Origin of the sequence: Agrobacterium sp. V1 (assembly GCF_030518355.1) — a bacterium.
GTDB lineage: Bacteria > Pseudomonadota > Alphaproteobacteria > Rhizobiales > Rhizobiaceae > Agrobacterium > Agrobacterium cucumeris.
Genome location: NZ_JAULSF010000001.1, coordinates 580,822 through 603,802 on the forward strand (window position 1 = coordinate 580,822; position 22,981 = coordinate 603,802).

At 61.8% G+C, this 22,981-nt stretch carries 24 protein-coding genes and 1 pseudogene; 19 read left to right on the forward strand and 6 right to left on the reverse strand.

Annotation, left to right across the window (positions count from 1 at the left end; translation table 11 throughout):
* Positions 1 to 37 precede the first annotated feature (37 nt).
* From QSV77_RS02845 to QSV77_RS02865, 5 genes are all read left to right on the forward strand, one after another.
* Complete coding sequence (locus tag QSV77_RS02845) at positions 38 to 2,635, forward strand: heavy metal translocating P-type ATPase (protein WP_302732461.1); 2,598 nt, start codon at positions 38 to 40, stop codon at positions 2,633 to 2,635.
* On the forward strand, positions 2,632 to 3,054 hold the full coding sequence (gene cueR / locus QSV77_RS02850) for a Cu(I)-responsive transcriptional regulator (RefSeq protein WP_065115185.1): 423 nt from the start codon (positions 2,632 to 2,634) through the stop codon (positions 3,052 to 3,054). Before QSV77_RS02845 ends, cueR begins: the two co-directional genes overlap by 4 nt.
* 55 nt (positions 3,055 to 3,109) lie before the next feature.
* Entirely contained in the window at positions 3,110 to 3,310 is a 201-nt protein-coding gene (locus QSV77_RS02855; protein ID WP_302732462.1) for a heavy-metal-associated domain-containing protein, read from the forward strand.
* Between the two features lie 69 nt (positions 3,311 to 3,379).
* Positions 3,380 to 3,646 (forward strand): AbrB/MazE/SpoVT family DNA-binding domain-containing protein, encoded by a 267-nt coding sequence (locus tag QSV77_RS02860; protein WP_302732463.1) that lies wholly within the window; start codon positions 3,380 to 3,382, stop codon positions 3,644 to 3,646.
* Positions 3,646 to 4,005 (forward strand): type II toxin-antitoxin system PemK/MazF family toxin, encoded by a 360-nt coding sequence (locus tag QSV77_RS02865; RefSeq protein WP_302732464.1) that lies wholly within the window; start codon positions 3,646 to 3,648, stop codon positions 4,003 to 4,005. Before QSV77_RS02860 ends, QSV77_RS02865 begins: the two co-directional genes overlap by 1 nt.
* 20 nt (positions 4,006 to 4,025) lie before the next feature.
* Here the strand turns inward: QSV77_RS02865 and QSV77_RS02870 are convergent, their stop codons facing one another.
* Complete coding sequence (locus QSV77_RS02870; RefSeq protein ID WP_302732465.1) at positions 4,026 to 4,274, reverse strand: hypothetical protein; 249 nt, start codon at positions 4,272 to 4,274, stop codon at positions 4,026 to 4,028.
* A 176-nt stretch (positions 4,275 to 4,450) separates the two neighbouring features.
* Here QSV77_RS02870 and QSV77_RS02875 point away from each other — a divergent pair, with 176 nt between their 5' ends.
* Positions 4,451 to 5,839, forward strand: a complete 1,389-nt coding sequence (locus QSV77_RS02875; protein ID WP_302733874.1) for an MFS transporter — start codon at positions 4,451 to 4,453, stop codon at positions 5,837 to 5,839.
* Positions 5,840 to 5,865: 26 nt separating this feature from the next.
* Here the strand turns inward: QSV77_RS02875 and QSV77_RS02880 are convergent, their stop codons facing one another.
* Positions 5,866 to 6,039, reverse strand: coding sequence for a hypothetical protein (locus tag QSV77_RS02880; RefSeq protein ID WP_142839384.1), 174 nt, complete (start codon positions 6,037 to 6,039; stop codon positions 5,866 to 5,868).
* Positions 6,040 to 6,110: 71 nt separating this feature from the next.
* A complete protein-coding gene (locus QSV77_RS02885) occupies positions 6,111 to 7,829 on the reverse strand; it encodes a glycoside hydrolase family 32 protein (protein WP_302732466.1) in 1,719 nt (572 codons plus the stop codon).
* Positions 7,830 to 8,005: 176 nt separating this feature from the next.
* On the opposite strand from QSV77_RS02885, the gene QSV77_RS02890 reads away from it, so the two are divergent.
* Entirely contained in the window at positions 8,006 to 9,466 is a 1,461-nt protein-coding gene (locus QSV77_RS02890) for a YdiU family protein (protein ID WP_302733876.1), read from the forward strand.
* A gap of 205 nt (positions 9,467 to 9,671) precedes the next feature.
* On the opposite strand, the gene QSV77_RS02895 is transcribed toward QSV77_RS02890, so the two are convergent.
* Positions 9,672 to 10,772 (reverse strand): saccharopine dehydrogenase family protein, encoded by a 1,101-nt coding sequence (locus QSV77_RS02895; protein WP_302732467.1) that lies wholly within the window; start codon positions 10,770 to 10,772, stop codon positions 9,672 to 9,674.
* Positions 10,773 to 10,919: 147 nt separating this feature from the next.
* On the opposite strand from QSV77_RS02895, the gene QSV77_RS02900 reads away from it, so the two are divergent.
* Complete coding sequence (locus QSV77_RS02900) at positions 10,920 to 11,351, forward strand: Lrp/AsnC family transcriptional regulator (RefSeq protein WP_052817598.1); 432 nt, start codon at positions 10,920 to 10,922, stop codon at positions 11,349 to 11,351.
* A 222-nt stretch (positions 11,352 to 11,573) separates the two neighbouring features.
* Here QSV77_RS02900 and QSV77_RS02905 read toward each other — a convergent pair whose 3' ends face one another.
* Complete coding sequence (locus tag QSV77_RS02905; RefSeq protein ID WP_142839387.1) at positions 11,574 to 11,942, reverse strand: helix-turn-helix domain-containing protein; 369 nt, start codon at positions 11,940 to 11,942, stop codon at positions 11,574 to 11,576.
* Between the two features lie 143 nt (positions 11,943 to 12,085).
* On the opposite strand from QSV77_RS02905, the gene QSV77_RS02910 reads away from it, so the two are divergent.
* Positions 12,086 to 12,925: an SDR family oxidoreductase gene (locus QSV77_RS02910; protein WP_302732468.1), complete on the forward strand. Its 840-nt coding sequence runs from the start codon at positions 12,086 to 12,088 to the stop codon at positions 12,923 to 12,925.
* Between the two features lie 27 nt (positions 12,926 to 12,952).
* On the opposite strand, the gene QSV77_RS02915 is transcribed toward QSV77_RS02910, so the two are convergent.
* A complete protein-coding gene (locus QSV77_RS02915; RefSeq protein ID WP_302733877.1) occupies positions 12,953 to 14,593 on the reverse strand; it encodes an alpha/beta-hydrolase family protein in 1,641 nt (546 codons plus the stop codon).
* Between the two features lie 50 nt (positions 14,594 to 14,643).
* On the opposite strand from QSV77_RS02915, the pseudogene QSV77_RS25825 reads away from it, so the two are divergent.
* The 10 genes and pseudogenes from QSV77_RS25825 to QSV77_RS02960 form a co-directional block, all read left to right on the forward strand.
* Positions 14,644 to 14,709: pseudogene (locus tag QSV77_RS25825) on the forward strand (hypothetical protein); the annotation flags it as partial.
* A gap of 312 nt (positions 14,710 to 15,021) precedes the next feature.
* A complete protein-coding gene (locus QSV77_RS02920) occupies positions 15,022 to 15,549 on the forward strand; it encodes a hypothetical protein (RefSeq protein WP_302732469.1) in 528 nt (175 codons plus the stop codon).
* Entirely contained in the window at positions 15,546 to 16,805 is a 1,260-nt protein-coding gene (locus QSV77_RS02925; RefSeq protein ID WP_302732470.1) for a DNA-packaging protein, read from the forward strand. Before QSV77_RS02920 ends, QSV77_RS02925 begins: the two co-directional genes overlap by 4 nt.
* Positions 16,806 to 17,349: 544 nt before the next feature.
* Positions 17,350 to 17,988 (forward strand): hypothetical protein, encoded by a 639-nt coding sequence (locus tag QSV77_RS02930; protein WP_302732471.1) that lies wholly within the window; start codon positions 17,350 to 17,352, stop codon positions 17,986 to 17,988.
* A gap of 57 nt (positions 17,989 to 18,045) precedes the next feature.
* Entirely contained in the window at positions 18,046 to 18,354 is a 309-nt protein-coding gene (locus QSV77_RS02935) for a Dabb family protein (RefSeq protein WP_046798947.1), read from the forward strand.
* Between the two features lie 256 nt (positions 18,355 to 18,610).
* Positions 18,611 to 19,777, forward strand: coding sequence for a phage portal protein (locus QSV77_RS02940; protein ID WP_302732472.1), 1,167 nt, complete (start codon positions 18,611 to 18,613; stop codon positions 19,775 to 19,777).
* A 195-nt stretch (positions 19,778 to 19,972) separates the two neighbouring features.
* Positions 19,973 to 20,293, forward strand: coding sequence for a DUF6107 family protein (locus QSV77_RS02945; protein ID WP_302732473.1), 321 nt, complete (start codon positions 19,973 to 19,975; stop codon positions 20,291 to 20,293).
* Between the two features lie 46 nt (positions 20,294 to 20,339).
* Positions 20,340 to 20,912 (forward strand): HK97 family phage prohead protease, encoded by a 573-nt coding sequence (locus QSV77_RS02950; protein ID WP_052817609.1) that lies wholly within the window; start codon positions 20,340 to 20,342, stop codon positions 20,910 to 20,912.
* Positions 20,913 to 20,948: 36 nt separating this feature from the next.
* A complete protein-coding gene (locus tag QSV77_RS02955; RefSeq protein ID WP_302732474.1) occupies positions 20,949 to 22,217 on the forward strand; it encodes a phage major capsid protein in 1,269 nt (422 codons plus the stop codon).
* A 192-nt stretch (positions 22,218 to 22,409) separates the two neighbouring features.
* A complete protein-coding gene (locus QSV77_RS02960) occupies positions 22,410 to 22,979 on the forward strand; it encodes a head-tail connector protein (RefSeq protein ID WP_302732475.1) in 570 nt (189 codons plus the stop codon).
* Positions 22,980 to 22,981: the final 2 nt, after the last annotated feature.

Sequence of the window (22,981 nt, forward strand, 5' to 3'; positions counted from 1 at the left end):
GGGAAGCCCTACATAGGGTCTCGAAAGGGGATTTCCCATGAACGAGACAGTCAGACACGCCCATTCGAACCAACCGGTTTCCATTCCCGTGGAAGGCATGACCTGCGCGTCATGCGTGCGGCGGGTGGAAACGGCCGCGGCCAAGGTGCCGGGCGTTGCATCAAGCTCGGTGAACTTCGCCACGAAGAAGCTCACCGTCGAGCCCGCCGAGGGCTTTTCTGCCAGGACGCTCGGTGCCGCCATCAAGAAGGTCGGTTACAATATCGCACCGGACCGGCATGAATTTGCCGTCGAAGGCCTGCGCAATGACGCGGATGCCGGACGGTTGAAAATCATTCTGGACGCCGTCGCCACTACCGTCGACGTGAAGGTGGACGCTGCGGCAGGCAAGGTCGCGGTGGAAACCATCGGCGGCCGGCGTGAGCGGGATGCGCTGGTGGAAACGGCAAAGCTCGCCGGCTTTGCCTTGACGACGCGCAAGCCGCACGATCATTCCGCCCATCAAGACCCCAACCAGCACCAAAGCCAACACCATGGACATCATCAGGGCCACAGCCAGATGGCGACGGCCGGCGAAAGCGGCGGCCATGACCATATGCAGCATGCAGGCGAAGAGGGCGCGCTGAAACGCGACCTGACGATTGCCGCGATCCTGACCGCACCGCTTTTCGTGCTGGAAATGGGCGGCCATCTCTATGAGCCGATGCATCACTGGCTGATGGGCATCATCGATACGCAGAACCTCTGTTACATCTATTTCGTGCTGGCGACGGCGGTGATCTTCGGGCCGGGCCTGCGCTTTCTCAAGACCGGTTTTCCGGCGCTTTTGCGCGGCGCGCCGGAAATGAACTCGCTGGTGGCGCTGGGTGTCACGGCGGCCTATCTCTATTCCGTGGTGGCGACCTTCGCGCCCGATCTGCTGCCGGCAGAGGCGCAATTCGTCTACTACGAGGCGGCCACCGTTATCGTGACGCTGATCCTCACCGGACGGCTTCTCGAAGCCCGCGCCAGCGGCCGTACGGGAGACGCCATCCGCAAGCTGATGAGCCTGCAGGCAAAGACCGCCCGGGTGGAGCGCGACGGTGCGACCATCGATATTTCTCCTGACGATCTGGTGACGGGCGATATCGTCGTCATCCGTCCCGGCGAAAGGCTGGCGGTGGATGGCGAAGTCGTCGAAGGCTCGTCCTATGTCGATGAGTCCATGATTTCCGGCGAACCCGTGCCGGTGGAAAAGACGGTCGGCGCAGCGATCGTCGGCGGTACCATCAACAAGACCGGCGCCTTCAAGTTTAGGGCAACCAAGGTCGGCGCGGATACCATGCTGTCGCAGATCATCCGCATGGTGGAGGAGGCGCAAGGCTCCAAGCTGCCGATCCAGCTGCTGGTCGACCGTGTTACCGCGCTGTTCGTGCCCGTTGTCATCGCGATTGCCGTGCTGACCTTCATCGTCTGGGCGATCTTCGGTCCTGAGCCCGCCTATACTTTCGCGCTGGTCAATGCGGTCGCGGTGCTCATCATCGCCTGCCCCTGCGCCATGGGTCTCGCCACGCCGACCTCAATCATGGTCGGCACCGGCCGGGCAGCGGAGCTGGGTGTGCTGTTCCGCAAGGGGCAGGCATTGCAGGAACTGCGCTCTGCGCAGATTGTCGTGGTCGACAAGACCGGCACTGTGACCAAGGGCCGCCCGGAACTGACCGATCTGGTGGTTGCGGAAGGGTTTGCCGATAACGAAGTGCTGGCGCTCGTCGCCGCCGTCGAAGGCCGTTCGGAACATCCGATTGCCGAAGCCATCGTGCGGGCTGCGGAAGAAAAGAAGGTGGCGACCCCTGCAGGGCTAGAACCTGCGACCGTCGAGAACTTCGAAAGCGTCACGGGTTATGGCATCGCGGCCACCGTCAATGGCCGCAGGGTCGAAGTCGGCGCGGATCGTTACATGGCCAAACTCGGCCATTCCGTGGAGATTTTCGCTGAAGCCGCCGCAAGGCTGGGTGACGAGGGTAAGACGCCGCTTTATGCCGCCATCGACGGCAGGCTGGCGGCTGCGATTGCCGTCGCCGATCCGCTGAAACCCTCGAGTGTGACTGCCATCAGGGCGTTGCAGGCGATGGGCATCGAAGTGGCGATGGTGACGGGCGACAATGAACGCACGGCGAATGCAATCGCCCGGCAGGTCGGCATCTCCCGCGTGGTGGCTGAAGTGCTGCCCGAAGGCAAGGTGAAGGCGATCCATGAAATGCGCGCCGGCGGCAAGGTGCTGGCTTTCGTCGGTGACGGCATCAATGACGCGCCGGCGCTGGCCGAGGCCGATATCGGCATCGCCGTCGGCACCGGCACGGATGTCGCCATCGAAAGCGCCGATGTGGTGCTGGTCGGCGGTGATCTTCTCGGCGCGGTCAATGCCATCGAGATGAGCCGGGCGACCATGCGCAACATCAAGGAAAACCTGTTCTGGGCCTTTGGTTATAACGTGGCGCTTATACCGGTCGCAGCGGGCGTGCTTTATCCCGCCTTTGGCATCACGCTGTCGCCGATGATCGGCGCGGGCGCGATGGCGCTGTCCAGCGTCTTTGTTCTCGCCAACGCGCTGCGGTTGAAACGGGCGAAGGTCGCTCACAGGGAGGTGACGTCGTGAATATCGGCCAGGCATCGGAAGCATCGGGCGTTTCCGCCAAGATGATCCGTTATTACGAGCAGATCGGCCTCATCACCCCCGCCGCCCGCACCGGCAATAATTACCGGGTTTATGGCGAGCAGGACGTGCACAATCTGCGCTTCATCAAGCGGGCGCGCACGCTCGGTTTCTCGCTGGAAGAAACCGAGACGCTGCTGAAACTCTGGCAGGACAAGAGCCGCGAGAGTTCGGCGGTGAAGGAGATCGCGCTCGTCCATATCGCCGATCTTGAGCAGAAGATCGCCGAGATGAAGAGCATGGTGAAGACGCTCTCCCATCTCGCCCATTGCTGCGGCGGCGATAACCGGCCCGATTGCCCCATTCTCGATGATCTCGCCGGCGCTGAAAAGAGCGTCGGCGAGCCCGCAAGAACCCACTGAACTGCAATGACAGCCGGCGCGACCATATCGCTACCGGTCAAAAGGAGAAAAAACCATGAGTGCAACCACCTTCCTCGTGTCAGACATGACCTGCGGCCATTGTGAAAAGACCCTGCGTGGCGCTCTCGCTGACGTGCTGCCCGACGCGTCCGTCAGCATCGATCTGGCTACCCACAAACTCACGGTAACGGGCGACGCCGCAACGGCGGAAGCGGCGATCCGCGATGCCGGTTATTCGCCGGAGCAGGTGGGCTGAAAGGCGGCTTCCGTTTGCGCAAAGGTGAAAATGTGCTACATATGTTGCACAAAATTGGAGTGCGAACAGATGACGGTAATCACGAAAATAAGACGGCAGGGCGGGGCTGCGGTGATGACCATCCCGCCCGCTCTTTTGAAGATGCTTGGGCTGGAGATCGGCGAGCAACTGACGCTCGCCGTCGACAATGGCACTTTGGTCGCCAGCCCGGTTCGACCGGAAAAGAAGCGCTTCACGCTCGCTGAGTTGCTGGAGGGGGCTGATGAAGTCGCTGCGCTGAATGCCAGGGAGCGGCAGTGGGATGAAGCGCTGCCGGTTGGCAAAGAGGCGCTTTGATGGTTCGCAGCCAGATCCCGAAGCGCGGCGACGTCTATCTGGTCGATCTGAACCCGGTTATCGGTAGTGAAATCAAGGACGAACACCACTGCGTCGTCATCACGCCGAGAGAAATCAATGCGGTCGGCCTATGTCTCGTCGTTCCCGTAACCACCGGCGGGATGTTCACGCGCAAAGCAGGGCTTGCCGTGAACATATCCGGCCACAGAACGACTGGTGTCGCACTTTGCAATCAGGTGAGAAGCATGGACATCGTCGCCCGTGTTGCCCAGAAGAAAGCGAAATATCTTGAAACTCTTGATGATGCGACGATCGACGAAATCGCCGGGCGTATCATCAGCATTATCGATCCTGCCTGAGTCCCGCCAATGCGAGTTTCCTAAACCTCGTCGAAAGCCCCGCCTTCCCGCGAGGGATTACGGTTGATCACCCGTTCTTCCGCGTCGTCGGGAAGAGCCTCGTCGCTTTCCTGATAGGGATCATCCTCGCTCTCGGCCTCTTCCTCCTCGATTTCGTGTTCGATGGATTGCGGGATTTCTCCCTTGGCCGGAAGGGCGTCGATATCGAGATCGAGTAGATCCTCGTCCATGGCGTCTTCGTTCAGCGGCATGATTTTCTTGCGGTCCATGACGATATCCTTTCTATCGGTTCTTCAGCAAACGGCCGGGCGGGCGCGGGGTTCCTGCCGCCCGCCGATTCCTTCAAAGCAAATTGCGTGAAAAAGCCGTCTTGACCTCAATGGTGCTTGAGGTTCTAGTTTGCCCGCCGTATCGCAAAAATGGAAAGGATACGGCTTTGACGAGTATGGAAATGACGGAGAAAAACGGCTGGGGTGAATTACTGAGCGGAGCGAACCTCTCGCTTCTGACCGTCATTTCCTCCGGTATCGGCCTGCATGCCTTCAACCAGTTCGCGGTGGTGACGGCCTTGCCCGTCGCCGTCAACGAAATTGGCGGTGCTGCCTATTACAGCTGGGCCTATAGTCTCTATTTCGTTGGTTCCGTGGCGGGCGGTGTTACCGCCGTGCTGTTTCGGGAGCGTTTTGGCGCCCGCGCCGTTTTGCTTCTGTGCTGCCTGATCTTTTCTTTCGGTTCGATTCTCTCCGCAATCGCCGGGGATTTCTTATGGGTGGTCGTCGGCCGGGCGTTGCAGGGGCTGGCCGACGGGCTGATCGTGGCGGTTTGTTACAGCCTTATACCCGCCGGTTTCCGCTCCGGCCTGTTGCCGAAGGTCTTTGCCATCGAGGCGGCGATCTGGGCGGTTGCTTCCTTCATCGGCCCGCTGACCGGCGGTTTCGCCACCGAACACCTGTCCTGGCGCGCCACCTTCCTGCTGTCGGCGCCGCTGATCGTGCTGCTGCTGGCCTACACGACCATCGCCGTTTCCGCCGAGCGTCCGGTGGCGGCGACGCGCAAACCATTTGTGCCGCTGGTTCTGTGCCTGGTTGGCGCACTTGCCTTTTCCGCGCCTTCCGCCTTCGAGGATGCGAGCCTGCGGGCAATCTCGCTGCTGGCAGGTGCTGCGCTGTTATGGGCCTCGCTGCGGGTGGGCATCCGGCCTTCTACCGGCCTGTTCCCGAAGGATTCCTTCCGGTTGAAAACGGTGCTGGGCAGCGGTTTCTGGGTATTGTTCCTGATGTCCTATGCCCATGCGCTGGGCAGTGTCTATCTCGCTTATGTCGCCATCAATCTGTGGCACTATGAGCCAACCTTCGCCGGTTTCATCGTGGTGACGATGCCGCTAGCCTGGAGCTTCGTGGCGATGCTGATCGGCAGCCTGCGCTCGATCCGCCTGAGAGAAATTTGCCTGCATTATGGCCCTTACCAGATGGTACCGGGCTGCGCCCTGCTGGGGCTGGGGCTTGCAAGCGGAAACTGGGGTGAAATGCTGCTCGGGCAAATCCTGATCGGGTCTGCCTTTGGCATGTCATGGGCCGGTATCAGCCAGGCCGCCATGGAGGCAGCACCAGAGGAAGAGCGCAAGATGACGGGTGCATTGCTTCCCACGGTCGCGACGCTGGGGGCGGCGGCCGGTGCGGGTGCGAGCGGCACCGTCGCTGCCGCCACCGATCTCGTTGCGCAGATCGAGCGGGCGGATGTGACGATGCCGATGGCCTATCTTTACGGGCTGGGTGCTGCCGTCTCACTCATTGCGCTCCTTACCGCCCGCGGGCTGCGAAGCGCACGCGGCTGAGCACCGGTTCCGGAGAGGGCGAGGGGTCAGGACTGCGTGGCGGCGATGGTGATCGCCGCCAGATAAACGACGAAGGACATGATGGCGATCGCGCCGATAATGACGACGATGCCTTTGCCGGCACGTTTTTTCTCCGCCTTGTTTTCATTGGCTTCGGTCGGAAACAGAATGGGGTCGCTGGTATCGCGGATTTTGGTCATGCCGTTTCTCCTTTTGGCGAACTGGTCGGCTGTTGCTGGTCTATCAACCGCCATATCCGCCAAAAGGTTCCTCAGGGTTTGAGCGCCCAGCTGGTCGCGTGCACCACCGCGCCGGCAGCCGCCTTCAGCAGCGCCGAACGCACGGGTTCGAAACCTTCGATGCGTTTTGTGCCCACATATCGGCCGCGATTGGCGAAGACTTCGATAGAGCCGTAATCCAGGAAAATACGGATACGTGAGGCCCGTGCGCTCTTGGCGATGTAATGCGGCGAGGGACCATCGCGCCCGTCTTCATGACGAATCCAGAGGCCGGTTTCATCGGAAACGAGACCGAGCGTGACCGTCGGATGCTCAAGCGCCAGTTCGAATGGCGCGCCAGCCTCGGCAAGCTCGATCAGAATTTCCACCGCGCCGTTGATGAAGGTCACACGTTCGCCGGCGGCAAGGCGCGTGCGGTCGAGAATATGGCTGCGCAGGCTTTCCGCAGCACCGATGGGCGGGGTCAGAAGCTCGCCGTTGACGTAATGAATCCGGCGCGGCAGCGTCATGGAAGTGGGGAAATCGATCTCGGGGCTGGCATCCGCCCAATTGGCGAGCCAGCCGATACCGATGATGCTGTCGCCATCCAGAAACGCCTGAAAGGCGTAATTATCGGTGCCGAAATCCAGTTCCTGACCGGATTCCTTGGTGAAGGCCTTGCCGTCAAACCAGCCGACATCGGCCATGGTGAGGTTCTTGCGGCCGGTTTCCGGGTCTTCCGAATGCATCAGCCCATAAATCAGCACCCAGCGGGTGGAGCGGGCATTGGCCGGACCGTCCAGCGGCAAAAGGCAGGGGCATTCGATCGCCGTGGTCTTGTAGCGCGTTTCCACCCACAGCTTGCCGACATAGGTCCAGCCGGATGCGGCGGTGGGGTCCAGCGTCTCGTAAAGCAGAATGACGCCACCGCCATCGCTCTGGCTGCCAAGCAGCATTTTCCACAATCCATCGGGACCACGAAAGACGTAAGGATCGCGGAAATCCGGCGTCAGCCCCTGTCCGTCCGGGCGTTGTGCGAGAACGACCTCTGCCTGCCCGGCCATGATGAGATCGGCGGAGGTGGCGGTCAGCTGGATCTGCTGTTCGGGAATGCGGTCCTGCACCTGTTCGGTGAAGAAGACGCGGATGCCGGTGCCTTCAACCAGCGGAATGGTGGAGCCGGAATAGGCCCCGCCGCGCTTGTCCGGCCGCGTCGTCAGGTCTTCGGAGGGAAACAAAAAGATCGGCAGATGCCGCCACCGCAGATAATCCGAAGAGACCGCATGGCCCCAATGCATCGTGTTCCAGCGCAGCCCATGCGAATAATGCTGGTAGAACAGATGCGGGCGGCCTTCGAAACGGCCAAAGCCATTAGGATCGTTCATCCAGCCAAACGGCGGGCGGAAGTGATAGCTATCGGGCAGCTCGGGAGCGGCATTGTCGGGCTTGGTATGAACGACAGTGATGCCGGTTTCGAGCACATCGGAAGCGGTAAACCAGTAGATGACGGAAACGGCTGTCGTCACGGTATCGTAACTCAGTTCCACATGGCCGCCGCCGAACACCTGATAGATTCGAAAACCGAACTCTTCGGTATTGACGCTTGAAACTTCAGCGAATTTTCCATTCTGGTTGGAGAAGGAGACGGCGCCGGGTTCAGCGGTCTTTTTCGCCTTCAGCCAGACATGGAAGGTGGCGTTGACCGGCAGGTCGGTGTGGAGCGTGCGGATGGCGCTTTCCGATACTTCCGTCACGGTTTCAACGACGCTCATTGCTGTTCCTTTCATTTCGGCATTCTGCGGGTCAAGCATAGGAACGATGATGGCGCTGGAAAGTTCATTGCGCAAAATACAATGATTGGCGTTATAGGCACGGTGTGACGGCATTGTCGCTCGCAACTGCGGCCTTGCCGCCCCATATAAAGGCAAAAGCAGGGAGTTTAACCGTGATCAGATTCGACAATTCCTATGCCCGCCTGCCGGAACGGTTCAGCGCCGCCGTGCTGCCGACGCCGGTGAAAGCGCCGCGCCTCATCGCCTTCAATCGCAAGCTTGCAGACGAACTCCTTCTGGATGTTTCCGGCCTTGACGATGAAAGGCTGGCGGCGATCTTTTCCGGCAATGTCGTGCCGCAGGGGGCAGAGCCGCTGGCCATGGCCTATGCCGGTCACCAGTTCGGCGGTTTCGTGCCGCAGCTGGGCGATGGCCGCGCCATTCTTCTCGGCGAAGTCATCGACAAAAACGGCAAACGGCGGGATATCCAGCTGAAGGGCTCAGGTCCTACGCCCTTTTCGCGCCGCGGAGACGGGCGTGCGGCGCTCGGCCCGGTTCTGCGGGAATATATCGTCTCCGAAGCGATGCATGCGCTTGGCATTCCCGCCACGCGGGCATTGGCGGCCGTCCTCAGCGGCGAAAGGGTGCAGCGCGAAGTGGGCCTGCCAGGCGGCGTTTTCACCCGCGTCGCGGCGAGCCACATCCGCGTCGGCACCTTCCAGTTCTTCGCCGCGCGCGAGGATGACGAAGCGATCAGGAACCTCGCGGATTACGTGATCGACCGGCACTATCCCGAGGCGAAAACCGCCGATAATCCTTACCTCGCTTTGCTGCGCGGCATCGCTGAAAGGCAATGCGACCTCATCGCCCGCTGGATGATGGTGGGTTTCATTCACGGTGTGATGAATACCGACAATATGGCGGTATCCGGCGAGACCATCGATTTCGGCCCCTGCGCCTTCCTTGATGAATACCACCCCAACAAGGTGTTCTCCTCCATCGATGCGCAGGGCCGTTACGCCTATAACAACCAGCCGGGCATTGCCCAATGGAACATCGCCAGGTTGGCGGAATGCCTGTTGCCGCTGCTCGATCCTCAAGTGGAAAAGGCCGCCGAACTTGCCAACGCCGTGCTGGCCGATTTCGCCGCTGCCTTTCCCAAACGCTGGCTGGCCGGCATGCGCGAAAAACTCGGCCTGACGCTGGAAGAAGAAGGTGATCTCGATCTCGTGCAGGCACTTCTGGCTCTGATGCAGGCATCGGAAGCGGACTACACGCTGACCTTCCGGCGTCTTTCCCACGCTGCGAACGGCGATGCCGAACCATTTCGCGGCATGTTCATCGATATTGCCGGTGCGGACGAATTTCTCGCCCGCTGGCGGGAGCGCTCCGGCCGCGAGGATATTTCCGATGCCGACAGGTCACGGGCGATGTTATCAGTCAATCCGGCGGTCATCCCGCGTAACCACCGTATCGAGGAACTGATCGAGGCGGCGGTGGAGGACGATGATTTCGAGCCGTTCCACGCCATGCTGACGGCAATCGCGACACCCTTCGAGGAGCGGCCGGACAATTTTGTCTATATGCAGCCGCCGATGAGCCATGAGCGGGTGTTCAGGACATTTTGCGGGACGTAGGGGCAAAGCTGATCCGGGACGCTGGAACGAGCGGATGCCGCCTGTTTCTTCTCCCCGCCGGGGAGAAGTCCGCGGCAGCGGGATGAGGGGGCAAGCTCTCCGAAATCCGGCTACGTTTCCCCCTCATCCGACCCTTCGGGCCACCTTCTCCCCGGCGGGGAGAAGAAACCCAGCGGCAACGCCGCGCCCTATAAATACTGGCTCTTCACCCCACCCGGGCCAGCGGCTCATGCGAGCCATAATACCGGCCGAACCGGTTTTCGAGGAATTTCGGCAGCGCTACTTCTTCCTGCCGCACGAAGCCCTTCTGCGGCAGGGAACCCTCGGCAAGCAGGTCGAGAACCGTGCAGATGCCTGCTGCGGTGGTGATCTGGATGGCGCTCATCATCCGGCCGGAAACAGGGCCGGCATAAACCTTGTTGGCATAGGTTTCCTGCAGGAAACGGCCATTGCGGGTGCCGCAGACCGTGACGAAGACGATGACCACATCCTGCATGGTGCCGGGCAGGGCGTTTTCGAACAGGTCCTTCAGCACGTCGCGGCGGTTGCGCAGGTTGAGGTCGTTCAGAAGCGCCTTCATGATTGCCACATGGCCGGGATAACGGATGGTGCGGTAATTCATCGTCCGCACCTTGCCTTCCAGCGTGGCGCACAGGGTGCCGAGACCGCCCGAGGTGTTGAAGGCCTCGTAGGTGACGCCGTCGAGCGAAAATTCCTCGCGCTCTTCCAGCGCCGGAACGGCGGTGAGGCGGCCTTCGACGATGGCTTCGCAGGGCTCGATATATTCGTTGATCAGCCCGTCCGTGCTCCAGGTGAGATTGTAGTTGAGCGCGTTGGACGGATATTGCGGCAGTGCGCCGACACGCATGCGTACGCTGTCCAGCTTGTCGAAGCGGGCGGCGAGATCGGCGGCGACGATGGAGATGAAGCCGGGCGCCAGACCGCATTGCGGAATGAGCGCGGTCTCAGCCGTTTCCGAGAGCGCCTTGACCTTGCGGGTGGATTCCACGTCTTCGGTGAGGTCGAGATAATGCGTGCCCACAGTGACCGCCGCCTCCGCAATGCCCGCCGTCAGGTGGAATGGGGCGGCGGAAAGCACGGCGAATTTGCCCTTCAGCAGTGCTTCCAGCGCCGGGCGATCGGCGATGTCGACGATCTCGGTATCGACGCGCTCATGTGCCGGCACGTTGGCCAGCTGGTCGGCCGAGCGGTCGGCAACCGTGATGCGATAATCGCCTGTTGCGGCCAGCATCCAGGCGATCGCTGAACCGATATTGCCCGCGCCGATGATGACAATGTTTTTCATGTTTTTGTTCCCCGCAGTAAATTCGCATGTCTTTGCGCAACGAATGCGCCTCAAAGACAGAATGCCAGCTTTTATTGACGATTCGCAGCTTCATTATGTGCAGATAGCGGTCTATTATTGGACAGTTAGACGACAGGATTGATCATTATGACGATCGCCGACAAGGACCGGGCGCTATTGGCCCTGCTTTCCGAAAATGCCCGCATGCCGGTGGCGGAACTGGCGCGCAAACTCGGCCTTTCCCGCACCACCGTGCAGGCGCGCATCGAGCGGCTGGAGGCAGACGGCGTGATTGCCGGTTATGGCCTCAGGCTTTCGGAAAGCTATCTTTCCGGGCTGGTGCGCGCCCATGTGCTGATTACCATTGCACCCAAGGCGCTGCCCGGCGTGACGGCCGCACTTGCCGCCATCAAGGAGGTCACGACGCTGCATTCGGTGAGCGGCACATTTGACCTGATTGCGATTCTGGCCGCCCCTTCGATCCTCGATCTCGACCGGCTGATCGACCGCATAGGCGCGCTTGACGGTGTGGAGCGCACGCTGTCGTCGATCATTCTGTCGACGCGGATTTCGCGGTAGGGATGTTTTGGGAAGTGTAAGGTACGCAAAACCCACTTCCGTCATGCCGGACTTGATCCGGCATCCAGCCGCAGCGTCTGCGCGGCGAATAGAGTCTTTTCAGCCCAAGGACTTGGGCTGGCTGGATACCGGCTCAAGGCCGGTATGACGGAAGCAATGTTCTACGAAACGAAGCGGCAAAGGTGCTTGTCTCTCCTGTCGCCACGCGAGGGCGAAGACCATCTAAGCCACCGCCCTCTCGTCATAAGCCCTCTGTGCCGCCATCACCGCATCAATATTGCCCTCGGCCCAATGGGCGAGCGCCGCCACCGTGTCGGTCAGCGTCCGCCCCAGCGGCGTCAGCGAATATTCGACCGTGACAGGAACCGTCGGAAAGGCCTGCCGGGAAATCAGCCCGTCACGCTCGAGCTTCTTCAGCGTCTGCGACAGGACCTTCTGCGAAATGCCCTTGATCTCGCGCCGCAGCAGGTTGAAGCGCACGGGATCTCGCCGCAGCTTGTCGAGGATCAACAGCGCCCATTTGTCGGCGATCCTGTCCAGCACCATACGTGTCGGGCAGCGGTCCTCATAAACGTCATAGACATTCGCCATCGATTTCACCCCATTGTTTCAAGGCCATGCCGGTTTCCGCAAGGAAACCAGATAACCGAAAAGTGCTCTCTTTTCATGATTTCGCAAACGCAGTACCTGTATTTCCGAAACATGGTTTCCATTAGATACTAAGGATATTTAAGATGACAGGCAAGATACTCGTAATCGGTTCCACCGGGACCATCGGCACGCCGCTGGTCAAGGCACTTCTGGCAAAGGGCGAAAGCGTCAAGGCTGCCTCGCGCAGCGGCAATGCGGCAGATGGCGCCGAAGGGGTGCGCTTCGATTATACCGACCGGGCGACTTACTCCGATGCATTCGACGGCGTGGACCGGCTGTTCCTGATCCTGGCGGGCGGGCGTCTGGACGCCATCGACGCGCTGACGCCCGTTGTCGAGGAGGCGGCTCGTCGCAAGGTGAAGATCGTTTTCCTCAGCGTCCTCGGTGTCGATGCCGACGATTCCATTCCCTATCGCCAGATCGAACTGAAGATCATCGCGTCGGGTACGCCTTACGTCATCCTGCGCCCCAACTGGTTTGCCGATAATTTTCACAGCTACTGGAAGGCCGGTATTGAGCACGGTCAGATCGCCGTGCCGGCCGGCGAGGGCAAGTCGAGCTTCATCGACGTGCGCGATATCGCCGACAGTGCGGCCGCCGCGCTGACCTCCGACGCCTTTAATGGCAAGGCCTTCAACCTGACCGGGCCAAAGGCCTTCGGTTACGGCGAGGCAGCCGCGGTGATTTCGAAGGCGATCGGCAAGCCGGTGTCTTATGCCGCCGTTTCGGACGAGGTCTTCATCGGCATCCTCACCGGTGCGGGCGTGCCGAAGGATTACGCCTCTTTCCTCGCCTCGATCTTTTATCCCGTGCGTGAAGGCTGGACGGCGGTGGTAACCGGTGATGTCGAGACCCTGACCGGCCACGCGCCGCGCTCGCTGGAAACCTATGTGGCCGACCATCTGGACGCGCTGAAAGGCTGACGCCGGCAAGCGATAGGCCCGCCGCGCTCACGCCGGATCGGTGGAGCCGCGGCGGGCCTTGAAGAACATCTTCAGCCGCTGGATCTCCTCGGCGCTCCAGCCCTCTGGCTGCGTCACCTCCGTCCATGCATCGATGTAATGTTCCGGCGCATAGACATGGCCGTAACCGATCGGTGCGGTGGTGGCGGAAGCGACATCGAGGCCGAGCTGCAGCAGCGTCACCACCGGGAACCAGCGGAACGACGTGGAAACATCAGGCCCGTGATGTGCCATCCACTCTGGACGCCGGTAGAGCGAAGCGGTTTCGAAGAAGGTGATCGGGTCGCTTGCATATTGCAGATAGACGATCCGCATCGGCCCCCATTTCGCATCGGGCATATGGGCGGTGGTATACTGGTTGGCAAAACGGATGACGGAGGAATCGCGGAAACGCGGCAGCCATTCCGGCGTGCCCTCAACCCGGCCATTGGTGGCCATGCGCCATGTGGGGCTGGAGAAGGGCGGGCCGCTCCACAGCGCGCCCTGGAACGGGTCTGACAGCACATCGTAAAGATCGGAGGATTTCTGCGAGTTGAGCGAACCGAGGCTCAACCCATGCAGATAAAGCTTCGGTCGGGTTTCCTTCGGCAGGGTGGTCCAATAGGCGTAGACGGCCTGAAACAGCGCCCGCGCCGTTTCCACACCGTAGTCAGGTTCGGTCAGCAGCGCGATCCAGCTGGAGAGATAGGAATATTGCACGGCGACGCTGGCGATGTCGCCATCATGTAGATATTCCACCGTGTCCAGCGCTTCGGGATCGATCCAGCCGGTGCCGGTGGGAATGACGACCAGCAGAACCTTGCGTTCGAAACCGCCGACCCGCTTCAGTTCCTCCAGCGCCAGTTTGGCTCTTGCTTCGGGTGTCGAAGCGGAATTCAGGCCGGCATAGACCCGAAGCGGTTCGCTGGCCGGACGGTGGGTGAAGGCGGTGATTTCCTGCGCTTCAGGCCCGCCTGCCACGAATTCCCGTCCGCGGCGGCCAAGCGATTCCCATGTCATGAGCGACGCGCTGCTGCCGGTCTTCAGCGGATCGGACGGGCGCGGCACGTCAGGCTCGATCAGCGCATCCACCTGTTTCAGCGAGGAATCGGCAAATTTCAGGCCGATATCGAAGATCAGGCCATTGAGCAGCATCCACGACAGCACGATGGCAGCGGCTATGCCGAGAACATTGGCGAGCCGGCGCGGCAGGAAATGCCGGCTGCGCGCGGCAAAGAACCGGCGGATAAGCTGGAAAAGCCGGCCGGCGCCAATGAGCACCGCGGCGACCAGCACCGCGATGCCGCCAGTCTTGGTCGGATGGGCGCTTGGCAGCGGATCGAGTTCCATCAGCACGCGGATGGAATTCTGCCAGTCCTTCGCCTGCCACAAAAACGCAATGGCCGTGATGGCGGCGGCAAGCGCGATGAGAAAACGAATGCCGCGCGTGTTGTGTCGCGAGGGTTCAGGCAGTTCCAGATAGGCCCAGACGGCGTGCAGGGCGACACCGATCAGATAACCGATGGCAAAGGAAAACCCGCACAGAACCCCCTGCATCAGCCATGTGCGCGGCAGAAGCGAGGGGGTGAGCGAAGCGCAGAACAGGACCGTGCCGAAGACGATGCCGGTTGCCGAAAGACCCGCAAACAACCGCTCAACCCATTGTTTCACCAACTTGACCTGCCCCTTCTGCTCATTGCCTAGCGCGGAGTGTAATATGCGGCGGGCGAGGGTGCAAATCATGTTGGCAGGATAAAAATCATTAAAATAGGAAAATAATCCTTTACACCGTGACGGTGGTTTGGTAGTATTTGGCTACGGTCGGAGATTTGCGGCTGACGGCAGAGGCCGGTTCGAAGGTTGCCTTCGGGTTTGATTGCAAACGTCCGGCAATTCTCGATGTCATCCTCGCCCTTGAGGCGAGGATCCATAACCGCCGAAGACGTGGATCCTCGGGTCAAGCCCGAGGACGACGACGGAGCTTGAGGCTTGCCTGCAATTTGAATCCGTTCCGTGTGGCATTTCCACCAGACGGTGCGTCCTATCGCATTCACATTATTTTCTCTCAGGCCGATCCCATGACGAATTCTGACACTTGCGACCCGGTGCTCTACAGCGCGTGGCCGGAACGGCCTGCCTATGTCGGTGACGACATGCCGGATACCGCGCCTGAGACAAAGTCGCAGGCTGACAAGCTGGCTGCCGAGGATGCGGCGCGTAACGGCGAGCTAAGGCAGATGCTGAACGAGATGACGAAAGAGATGCGGGATCAGTTCCACCTGTACCGCACCCTGCGGCAGGAGAGCGAGGCGGCCCTTTTGGGGGCTGCGGATGACGCTCCCGGCAAACAGGCGCGTGCCGATGTGAAGGCCGCGACGGATCAGCTTTCGCTGATCGTACGCACGCTGGAGCGGATCGACGCCCTGCAACGGGTGCTGGCGGAAGAGAGGGAAGCGCTTGCCGCTGAGGACGAAACCGATACCGAAGACTACGAGGCCGCAGTGGCGCATTTCCTCAAACGCATCGACGAACTGGCCGACCAGAAATGCCGCGCCAAGCTTGAGGCGACGCTGACACCGGTTGCACCCCGGGAACCTGATGCATGACGGAGCTTTCGTCCGACCCTCATATCAAGGATCAGGTCTTTGCCCTTTCGCGCGATTGGCGTTTCCTTGGCAACCTGCCGCAGCAGCCGCCTGGGGGCGACTGGCGGACATGGCTTTTGATCGGCGGGCGCGGTTCCGGCAAGACGCGGGCCGGTGCCGAGTGGGTGCACGGCATTGCTTCCGCCGGCAAACAATCGGATTTGCGCATCGCGCTCATTGCAGAAACGCTGGGTGACGCCCGTGAGGTGATGATCGACGGTATTTCCGGTATCTGCCGCATCGCCCGCCGTCGCCGTCCCGCTTTCGAGGTCACGCGTCGCAGGCTCCTCTGGCCGAATGGTGCGATGGCGCAGGTGTTTTCTTCGGAAGACCCCGAAAGCCTGCGCGGCCCGCAATTCCACATGGCCTGGGCGGATGAGCTGGGAAAATGGAAATATCCGCAGGAAACCTGGGACATGCTGCAATTTGGCCTGCGTTTGGGCGAAGCGCCGCGGCAACTGGTAACGACGACGCCGCGGCCCATTCCGTTGTTGAAGGCGTTGCTGGCCGATCCTTCGACCCGGGTTGCGCGAATGCCGACCGCCATGAATGCGCAGAACCTGTCGCCCGGTTTCCTGAAGGCCATGCAGGACCGTTATGGCGGCACGCGGCTGGGGCGTCAGGAAATCGGCGGCGAGCTGATCGACGAGCGCGAGGGCGCATTGTGGAAACGCGCCGATCTGGAAACAATTGTCGAGGTGACGGATGAGCCGCTCTCGCGGATCGTGGTGGCGGTCGATCCGCCTGCCGGCGCTGGTGAAAATTCCTGCTGCGGCATCGTGGTTGCGGGACTTGGCATGTCGGGCAAACTCGCCGTGCTTGCGGATTGTTCGGTGGAAGGCGAAACGCCGGCCGGCTGGGCCCGCGCCGTGGTCGCCGCCTTCCGCCGGCACGAGGCTGACCGGGTGGTGGCCGAGGTCAATCAGGGCGGAGAGATGGTGCGGGCGATGCTGCAAAGCGTGGACGCCGACCTGCCGCTCACTCTGGTGCGGGCCAGCCGTGGCAAGTTTACCCGCGCCGAGCCGGTCGCCGCACTTTACGAGCAGGGCAGGGTGCGTCACGCGGCGCGGTTTGAGAAGCTCGAAGACCAGATGACGGATTTTGGGCCTGACGGCCTGTCATCCGGTCGCTCGCCCGACCGGCTGGACGCACTTGTCTGGGCGATAACGGCGCTGACGACAATGGTGGTGAATGAGCCGAGGGTGCGCGGGATGTGAGGCGATGTTGGCCCACGTTCCGGCGTCACGGGTATGATAGGCAAACGGGTGCGTCTTGCGTTCTTCTCCCCGAGGGGGAGAAGGCCGCGGCAGCGGGATGAGGGGGCTACGGTCAAGATATTCGGAGAGGTCCCCCCCTCATCTGACCCTTTGGGCCATCTTCTCCCCGGCGGGGAGAAGAAATTTTGGCTCCGTATCCGCCCATATTCGGGCGTCGGACAGGTCTTACTTCTTCGGAGATTGCGCCGGTTTCGGCTGGGAGCCGGTTTCGCGCATCTGGCGCCACTCGTTTTCGAGACGGTCATAAACGGTCTGGGGGATTGTCGCTGTCATGGTGGCATTCCTCCTTGAATTGTTAACGCAGCTGGATTGCGCGGTGAATGGAGTTAGCGCGCCAAGGTTCCGGAACTCAAGGAATTTTTTACCCCAAAACCACGGCCTGCGGATTAAAATCGATTAAGGTTTTTTCAAATCGATTTAGTCCTGACGGCCGTCATGTGGAAAAACCGGGCGTCATATCGCCTCTCATTTTCAGGAGCCGGCTATGGCCTATGACGAGGCGCGATTCTTCGCGTCGGTGCGGGTTTCGATGTTTGGTGGCCGCCTGCGTGCCGCGCAACTTGCGGGGACGAAGACGATACTTGCCGGATGTGCAAAGGCTATGCCGCAAAGCGAAGCGCGCTGGCTGGCCTATATGCTGGCGACCAGCTTTCACGAAACGGCTGCCACCATGCAGCCGGTGCGCGAGACCCTGGCGGCAAGCGATGCGGAGGCGATTGCGCGGCTGGACCGTGCCTTTGCGGCCGGCCGCCTGCCGATGGTTCGCAAGCCTTACTGGCAACGGGACACGGACGGAAAAAGCTGGCTGGGGCGAGGCTTCGTGCAGCTGACACATCGCCGCAACTACGAGGCCATGTCGGTGCTGACAGGCATCGACCTTGTGGAACGGCCTGAGCGGGCCATGGAAACGGAGGTGGCAACAGCCATCCTGATCCACGGCATGATCGCCGGCAGCTTCACCGGCCGCCGGCTTGCCGATTTCTTCGGCGCGCAGCGGGAGGACTGGGAGGGTGCACGCGCCATCATCAATGGCAGTGACCGGGCGCGGCTTGTGGCTGGCCACGCACGCGCATTTCATCGCGCCCTTGTCGCGGCGCGGATTGAACCGGGGCGGGCCAGATGATAACCCGTTACGCGCGCCCAGAAGGCCGCCTTCGAATTTTGCATGACAGGTGACACCGTGATCCGCCATATCGTTTTTTTCACCGTTCCCGAGGAAAACCGCGACGCCGTGCGCAAGGGGCTTTCCGGCCTCACCGCGATCCCGCATGCGCTGACCCTGGAAATCGGCGAGAACGTGAAGAAGGACCAATGGGGCAACTCGGTCGATTTCATCGTTTACGGCGAGTTCGAAAACGAGGCGGCGCTGGCGGCCTATAAGGCCGACCCCGCCTATGATCTTTCGACCCGCACCGTGAAGCCGCTGCGCGAAACCCGCGTTGCCGCTGATTTCAACAGCGACACGGCGGTGAAAGCGCCGATCCGGTAAACGTCCGCTTTCGGCTGCGAAAGTGACGTGCATCCGCACGTAGTCTGCTGAGAACGCGAGAAAACCTTTCCTCCGTCGTAGGGCTGACGCCCCCGGTACCCTCATTCCTGTGCTTGTCACAGGAATCCAGCCGACGCGCGTCGGCGCGGCGGGAAGAGTCTTTTCAGCCCAAGGACTTGGGCTGGCTGGATCCCTGTGACAAGCGCAGGGATGAGGGCATCGGGGCCTGAGCCGCCATTAAAACAAGGACAACTCCATGCGATTTCCGTTTTCCCTGCCGTGGCTGCGCCCGGCGGATGGCAAAGCCGTGCCCGAAAGCAAAATGGCGTCGGGTGCCTTCATGGCGGTGGCGAGGCAGGGCGGGCAGGCCTTCTGGTCCGGCCGGTCCTATGCCGCACTTGCCCGCGAAGGCTTCATGAAAAACCCGGTCGCCCACCGTGCCGCCCGCATGGTGGCGGAAGCGGCCGCATCGGTGAACTGGCTGCTTTATGACGGCGACGAGGAAATCGGCGATCATCCGCTGCTGGCGCTCCTGACGAAGCCGGGCGCCCATATGGGCGGGCCGGATTTTTTCGAGGCGCTTTATGGTCACCTGATGCTGGCCGGAAATGCCTATGTCGAACCTCTGATGATCGGCGGGCGTTTAAGGGAATTGCATCTGCTGCGGCCGGATCGGGTAAGTATTGTCGAGGGAGCGGATGGCTGGCCGGTGGCTTATGACTACCGCGCCGAAGGGCGTGCGTCGCGCCGCATCGCCGCCGAGCGCGACGGGCTGGGGCTGCTGCATCTGAAACTTTTCCACCCGCTGGATGACCGGGCGGGTTTTGCGCCGCTGGCTTCCGCTGGTGCAGCACTTGATCTGCACAACGCCGCGAGCCAGTGGAACAAGCGCCTGCTGGACAATTCCGCCCGGCCTTCGGGCGCGCTGGTCTATCAGCCGAAGGAAGGCGGCAATCTTTCCACCGAGCAATATGAACGGCTGAAACGCGAGCTGGAGGAGGGGTATCAGGGCGCGATGAATGCCGGCCGGCCGCTGCTTCTGGAAGGCGGGCTGGACTGGAAGGCCATGGGCCTTTCGCCGCGCGACATGGATTTTCTGGAAGCCTGCAACGGAGCTGCCCGCGATATCGCGCTGGCGCTCGGCGTGCCGCCGATGCTGATCGGCATTCCCGGCGACAATACCTATGCCAATTACCAGGAGGCGAACCGCGCCTTTTATCGTCTCACCGTGCTGCCGCTCGTCAACCGCACGGCGGCAAGGTTGTGCGGCTGGCTTGCACCGGTCTTCGGCGCGGGGCTGCGTCTGGAGCCGGATCTCGACAAGATCGCCGGGCTCGCCGGCGAGCGGGATGCGCTGTGGAGCCGCATCGGCGCGGCCTCGTTTCTGAGCGACGAGGAAAAACGCGAAGCCGTCGGTTACTGAGGGGGCTAACCGCGCTTTCACAGCCGTCTGTTTCTGCTGAACCATTTTCTGAAGTGGCGGATTCTCTTTGTGAGGCTTTCCGCCCAAGCTTTTCCGAAGACTCGTGAAATCACCCACCGCAGGCGCGCAAACAGCACCTGCGGGCGACGCGGTGCGTTCGCCCGATTGCAACATCCTAAACCGGAATGATTACCCATGTCTGAATTCGCCAATGAGGCCGGCATCTGGGCCGCCCGCATCACCGGTGCCGTCGCGGGTGCCGGCGTGTCGCTTGTCTATCTGCTGCCGAAAAGCAAACGGGAAGCGGCGAGCCGTTTCATCACCGGGGTGTCCTGCGGCATGATCTTCGGCGGGCCTATCGGCCTGTGGATCGTGCAGCAGCTCGACATTGCCGGCGCGCTTTCCGGCCGGGAAATCATGGTGGCGGGCTCCGCCGCCGCAAGCATGATGGCCTGGTGGGGGCTGGGCGTGATGGTGCGCGTGGCCAGCCACTACGGCACACGCCCGTGCAGCTGAACCCGCGCCGCAAGGCGGCTTCATTTTCACATCGCAGGAGTTTCCCATGCACGCCTATCGCGGGCCGCGTCCCGCCACGCGCAAATTCGCCAGTCTGGAACTGCGCGGCATCGCCGGCGACGGCACGTTTTCCGGTTATGCCAGCGTCTTCGGCGAGGTCGACCTCGGCCGTGACGTGATCGAGCGCGGTGCTTTCCGCCGCTCCATCGAGGAGCGGGGAGCGGCCGGCATCCGCATGCTCTACCAGCACGATCCGGCCGAGCCGATCGGCGCCTGGCGCACCATCCGCGAGGACGAGCGCGGGCTTTATGTCGAGGGCGTTCTGGCACCGGGTGTTGCCCGCTCGTGTGAGGTGCATTCGTTGATGAAGACCGGCGCGCTGGACGGACTGTCGATCGGTTTCCGCACGGTTCGCTCGGGCAAGGCCGAACGTTCCGGCGTGCGGCGCATTCTGGAGGCCGATCTCTGGGAAATCTCGGTCGTGACCTTTCCGATGCTGCCTTCGGCGCGGGTGTCCGACGTCAAACATGCCCGCTTTTTCCGTGACCGCGAGACCGAACTGGCGCGCAGCATGCGCCGCGCCGCCCGTTCGCTGTTCGACACCGCCTTCAAACGCTGACTTCCCGACACGTATTTCCGAAACAAGGATGGCGACATGACAGACCAGATGACAAAACCGGCCGCAATGACCGTTGCGCCGCAGGTAAAGGCCGTGCCTGACACGATGACGGCGGCCTTCGACGAGTTCATGGAGGCCTTCGAGGCTTTTCGCGAAACCAACGACCAGCGGCTCAATGACATCGAACGCAAGATGGGTGCGGATATCGTGACCCGCGACAAGCTCGATCGTATCGACAGGGCGCTCGACGATAACAGAAAGATCATGGACGATCTGGCGCTCAGGAAGGCGCGGCCTGCGCTTGGCCGCAAGGATGCGCCCTCGCACGATGCCGAAGAGCATAAGGCGGCCTTCGAGGCCTATATCCGCCGGGGCGAGGAGGGTGCGCTGCGCGATCTGGAGGCCAAGGCCTTTGCCGGATCGAGCGGTGCCGATGGCGGCTTTTTGGTGCCGACCGAGACGGATGGCGAGATCGGCCGGCGCATGACGGCGATTTCGCCGATCCGGGCGCTCGCCACCGTGCGGCAGGTGTCCACGGCCGTGCTGAAGAAACCCTTCGCCGCCGGCGGACTGGCGACGGGTTGGGTCTCCGAAACCGCGGCCCGTCCCGAGACGGCGACACCGAAGCTGTCTGAGCTTTCTTTCCCGACCATGGAACTCTACGCCATGCCCGCCGCGACCCAGGGCCTGCTGGACGACGCGGCTGTTGATGTCGAGGCATGGATCGCCTCGGAAGTGGATATCGCCTTTGCCGAACAGGAGGCTGCCGCTTTCATCGCCGGTGATGGCGTCAACAAACCGAAGGGCTTTCTCGCCTATACGCCCGTTGCCAATGACAGCTGGAGCTGGGGCAATATCGGTTATGTCGCGACCGGCGTTTCGGCCGGCTTCGCTTCCGCCGGGCCGATGGATGTGCTGCTCGATGCCATCTATGGCCTCAAGGCCGGCCACCGCCAGAATGGCGCGTTCCTGATGAACCGCAAGACGCAAGCGGCGCTGCGCCGCTTCAAGGATACGACCGGCGCTTACCTCTGGCACCCGCCCGCCGCCGCCGGCCAGCCCGCCTCGCTGATGGGCTTTCCGGTAACGGAGGCGGAAGACATGCCGAATGTCGCTGCCAACAGCTTCGCCATCGCCTTTGGCGATTTCCGCTCCGGTTATCTCGTCGTCGACCGCACCGGCGTGCGCATCCTGCGCGATCCCTATTCGGCCAAACCCTATGTGCTGTTCTACACCACCAAGCGCGTGGGTGGCGGCGTACAGAATTTCGAGGCGATCAAGCTGGTGAAATTCGGGGTGAATTGACCCGCAGATTTAGCGGCGCATTTCTTCTCCCCGCCGGGGAGAAGATGCCCCGAAGGGGCAGATGAGGGGGCAAGCTCTCCGTATACCTCTGCGCTTGCCCCCTCAACCCGCTGCCGCGACCTTCTCCCCGGCGGGGAGAAGGCGAAAGACGTACCCGCTCGCTCCCTCTGTGATTTCTTCTCCGGAGACCCCATGACCTATGCCCTCATAAATCCGCCGCAGGCGGAGCCGCTGACCCTTGCCGAGGTCAAGGCGCATCTGCGTCTCGACGGCAGCGACGAGGATGCGCTTCTTGCAGCGCTGATCCGCACCGCCCGCGAGCATCTGGAGCGCGTGACCGGCCTCTGCCTGCTGCGCCAGACATGGCGGCTTTATCTCGACCAATGGCCGCAGACGGGTGTGATTCCGATTGCCAAGACACCGGTGCAAACCATCGAAACGATTCTGGTTTTTGGCATCGACGGGCGCGAGACCAATATCACCGCCGCTGATAAGTTACTGGACGGCGCGGCCCGTCCGGCGCGGCTGTGGCTGCGCGATCCGCCGGCCCCCGGACGGGTGATGAACGGTATCGAAATCGACTTCATCGCCGGTTATGGCGAGGCCGGGGCGGATGTGCCGGATACGCTGAAACGCGCCATGCTGATGCATGTGGCGCAGATGTTTGCCTTTCGCGGCGCCGTTGCCCCGGAAAATCAGCCCGCAGTGGTTCCGGCCGGTTACGAGCGGCTGGTGGCGCCCTTCTGCCGCATGGGGCTTTAAGC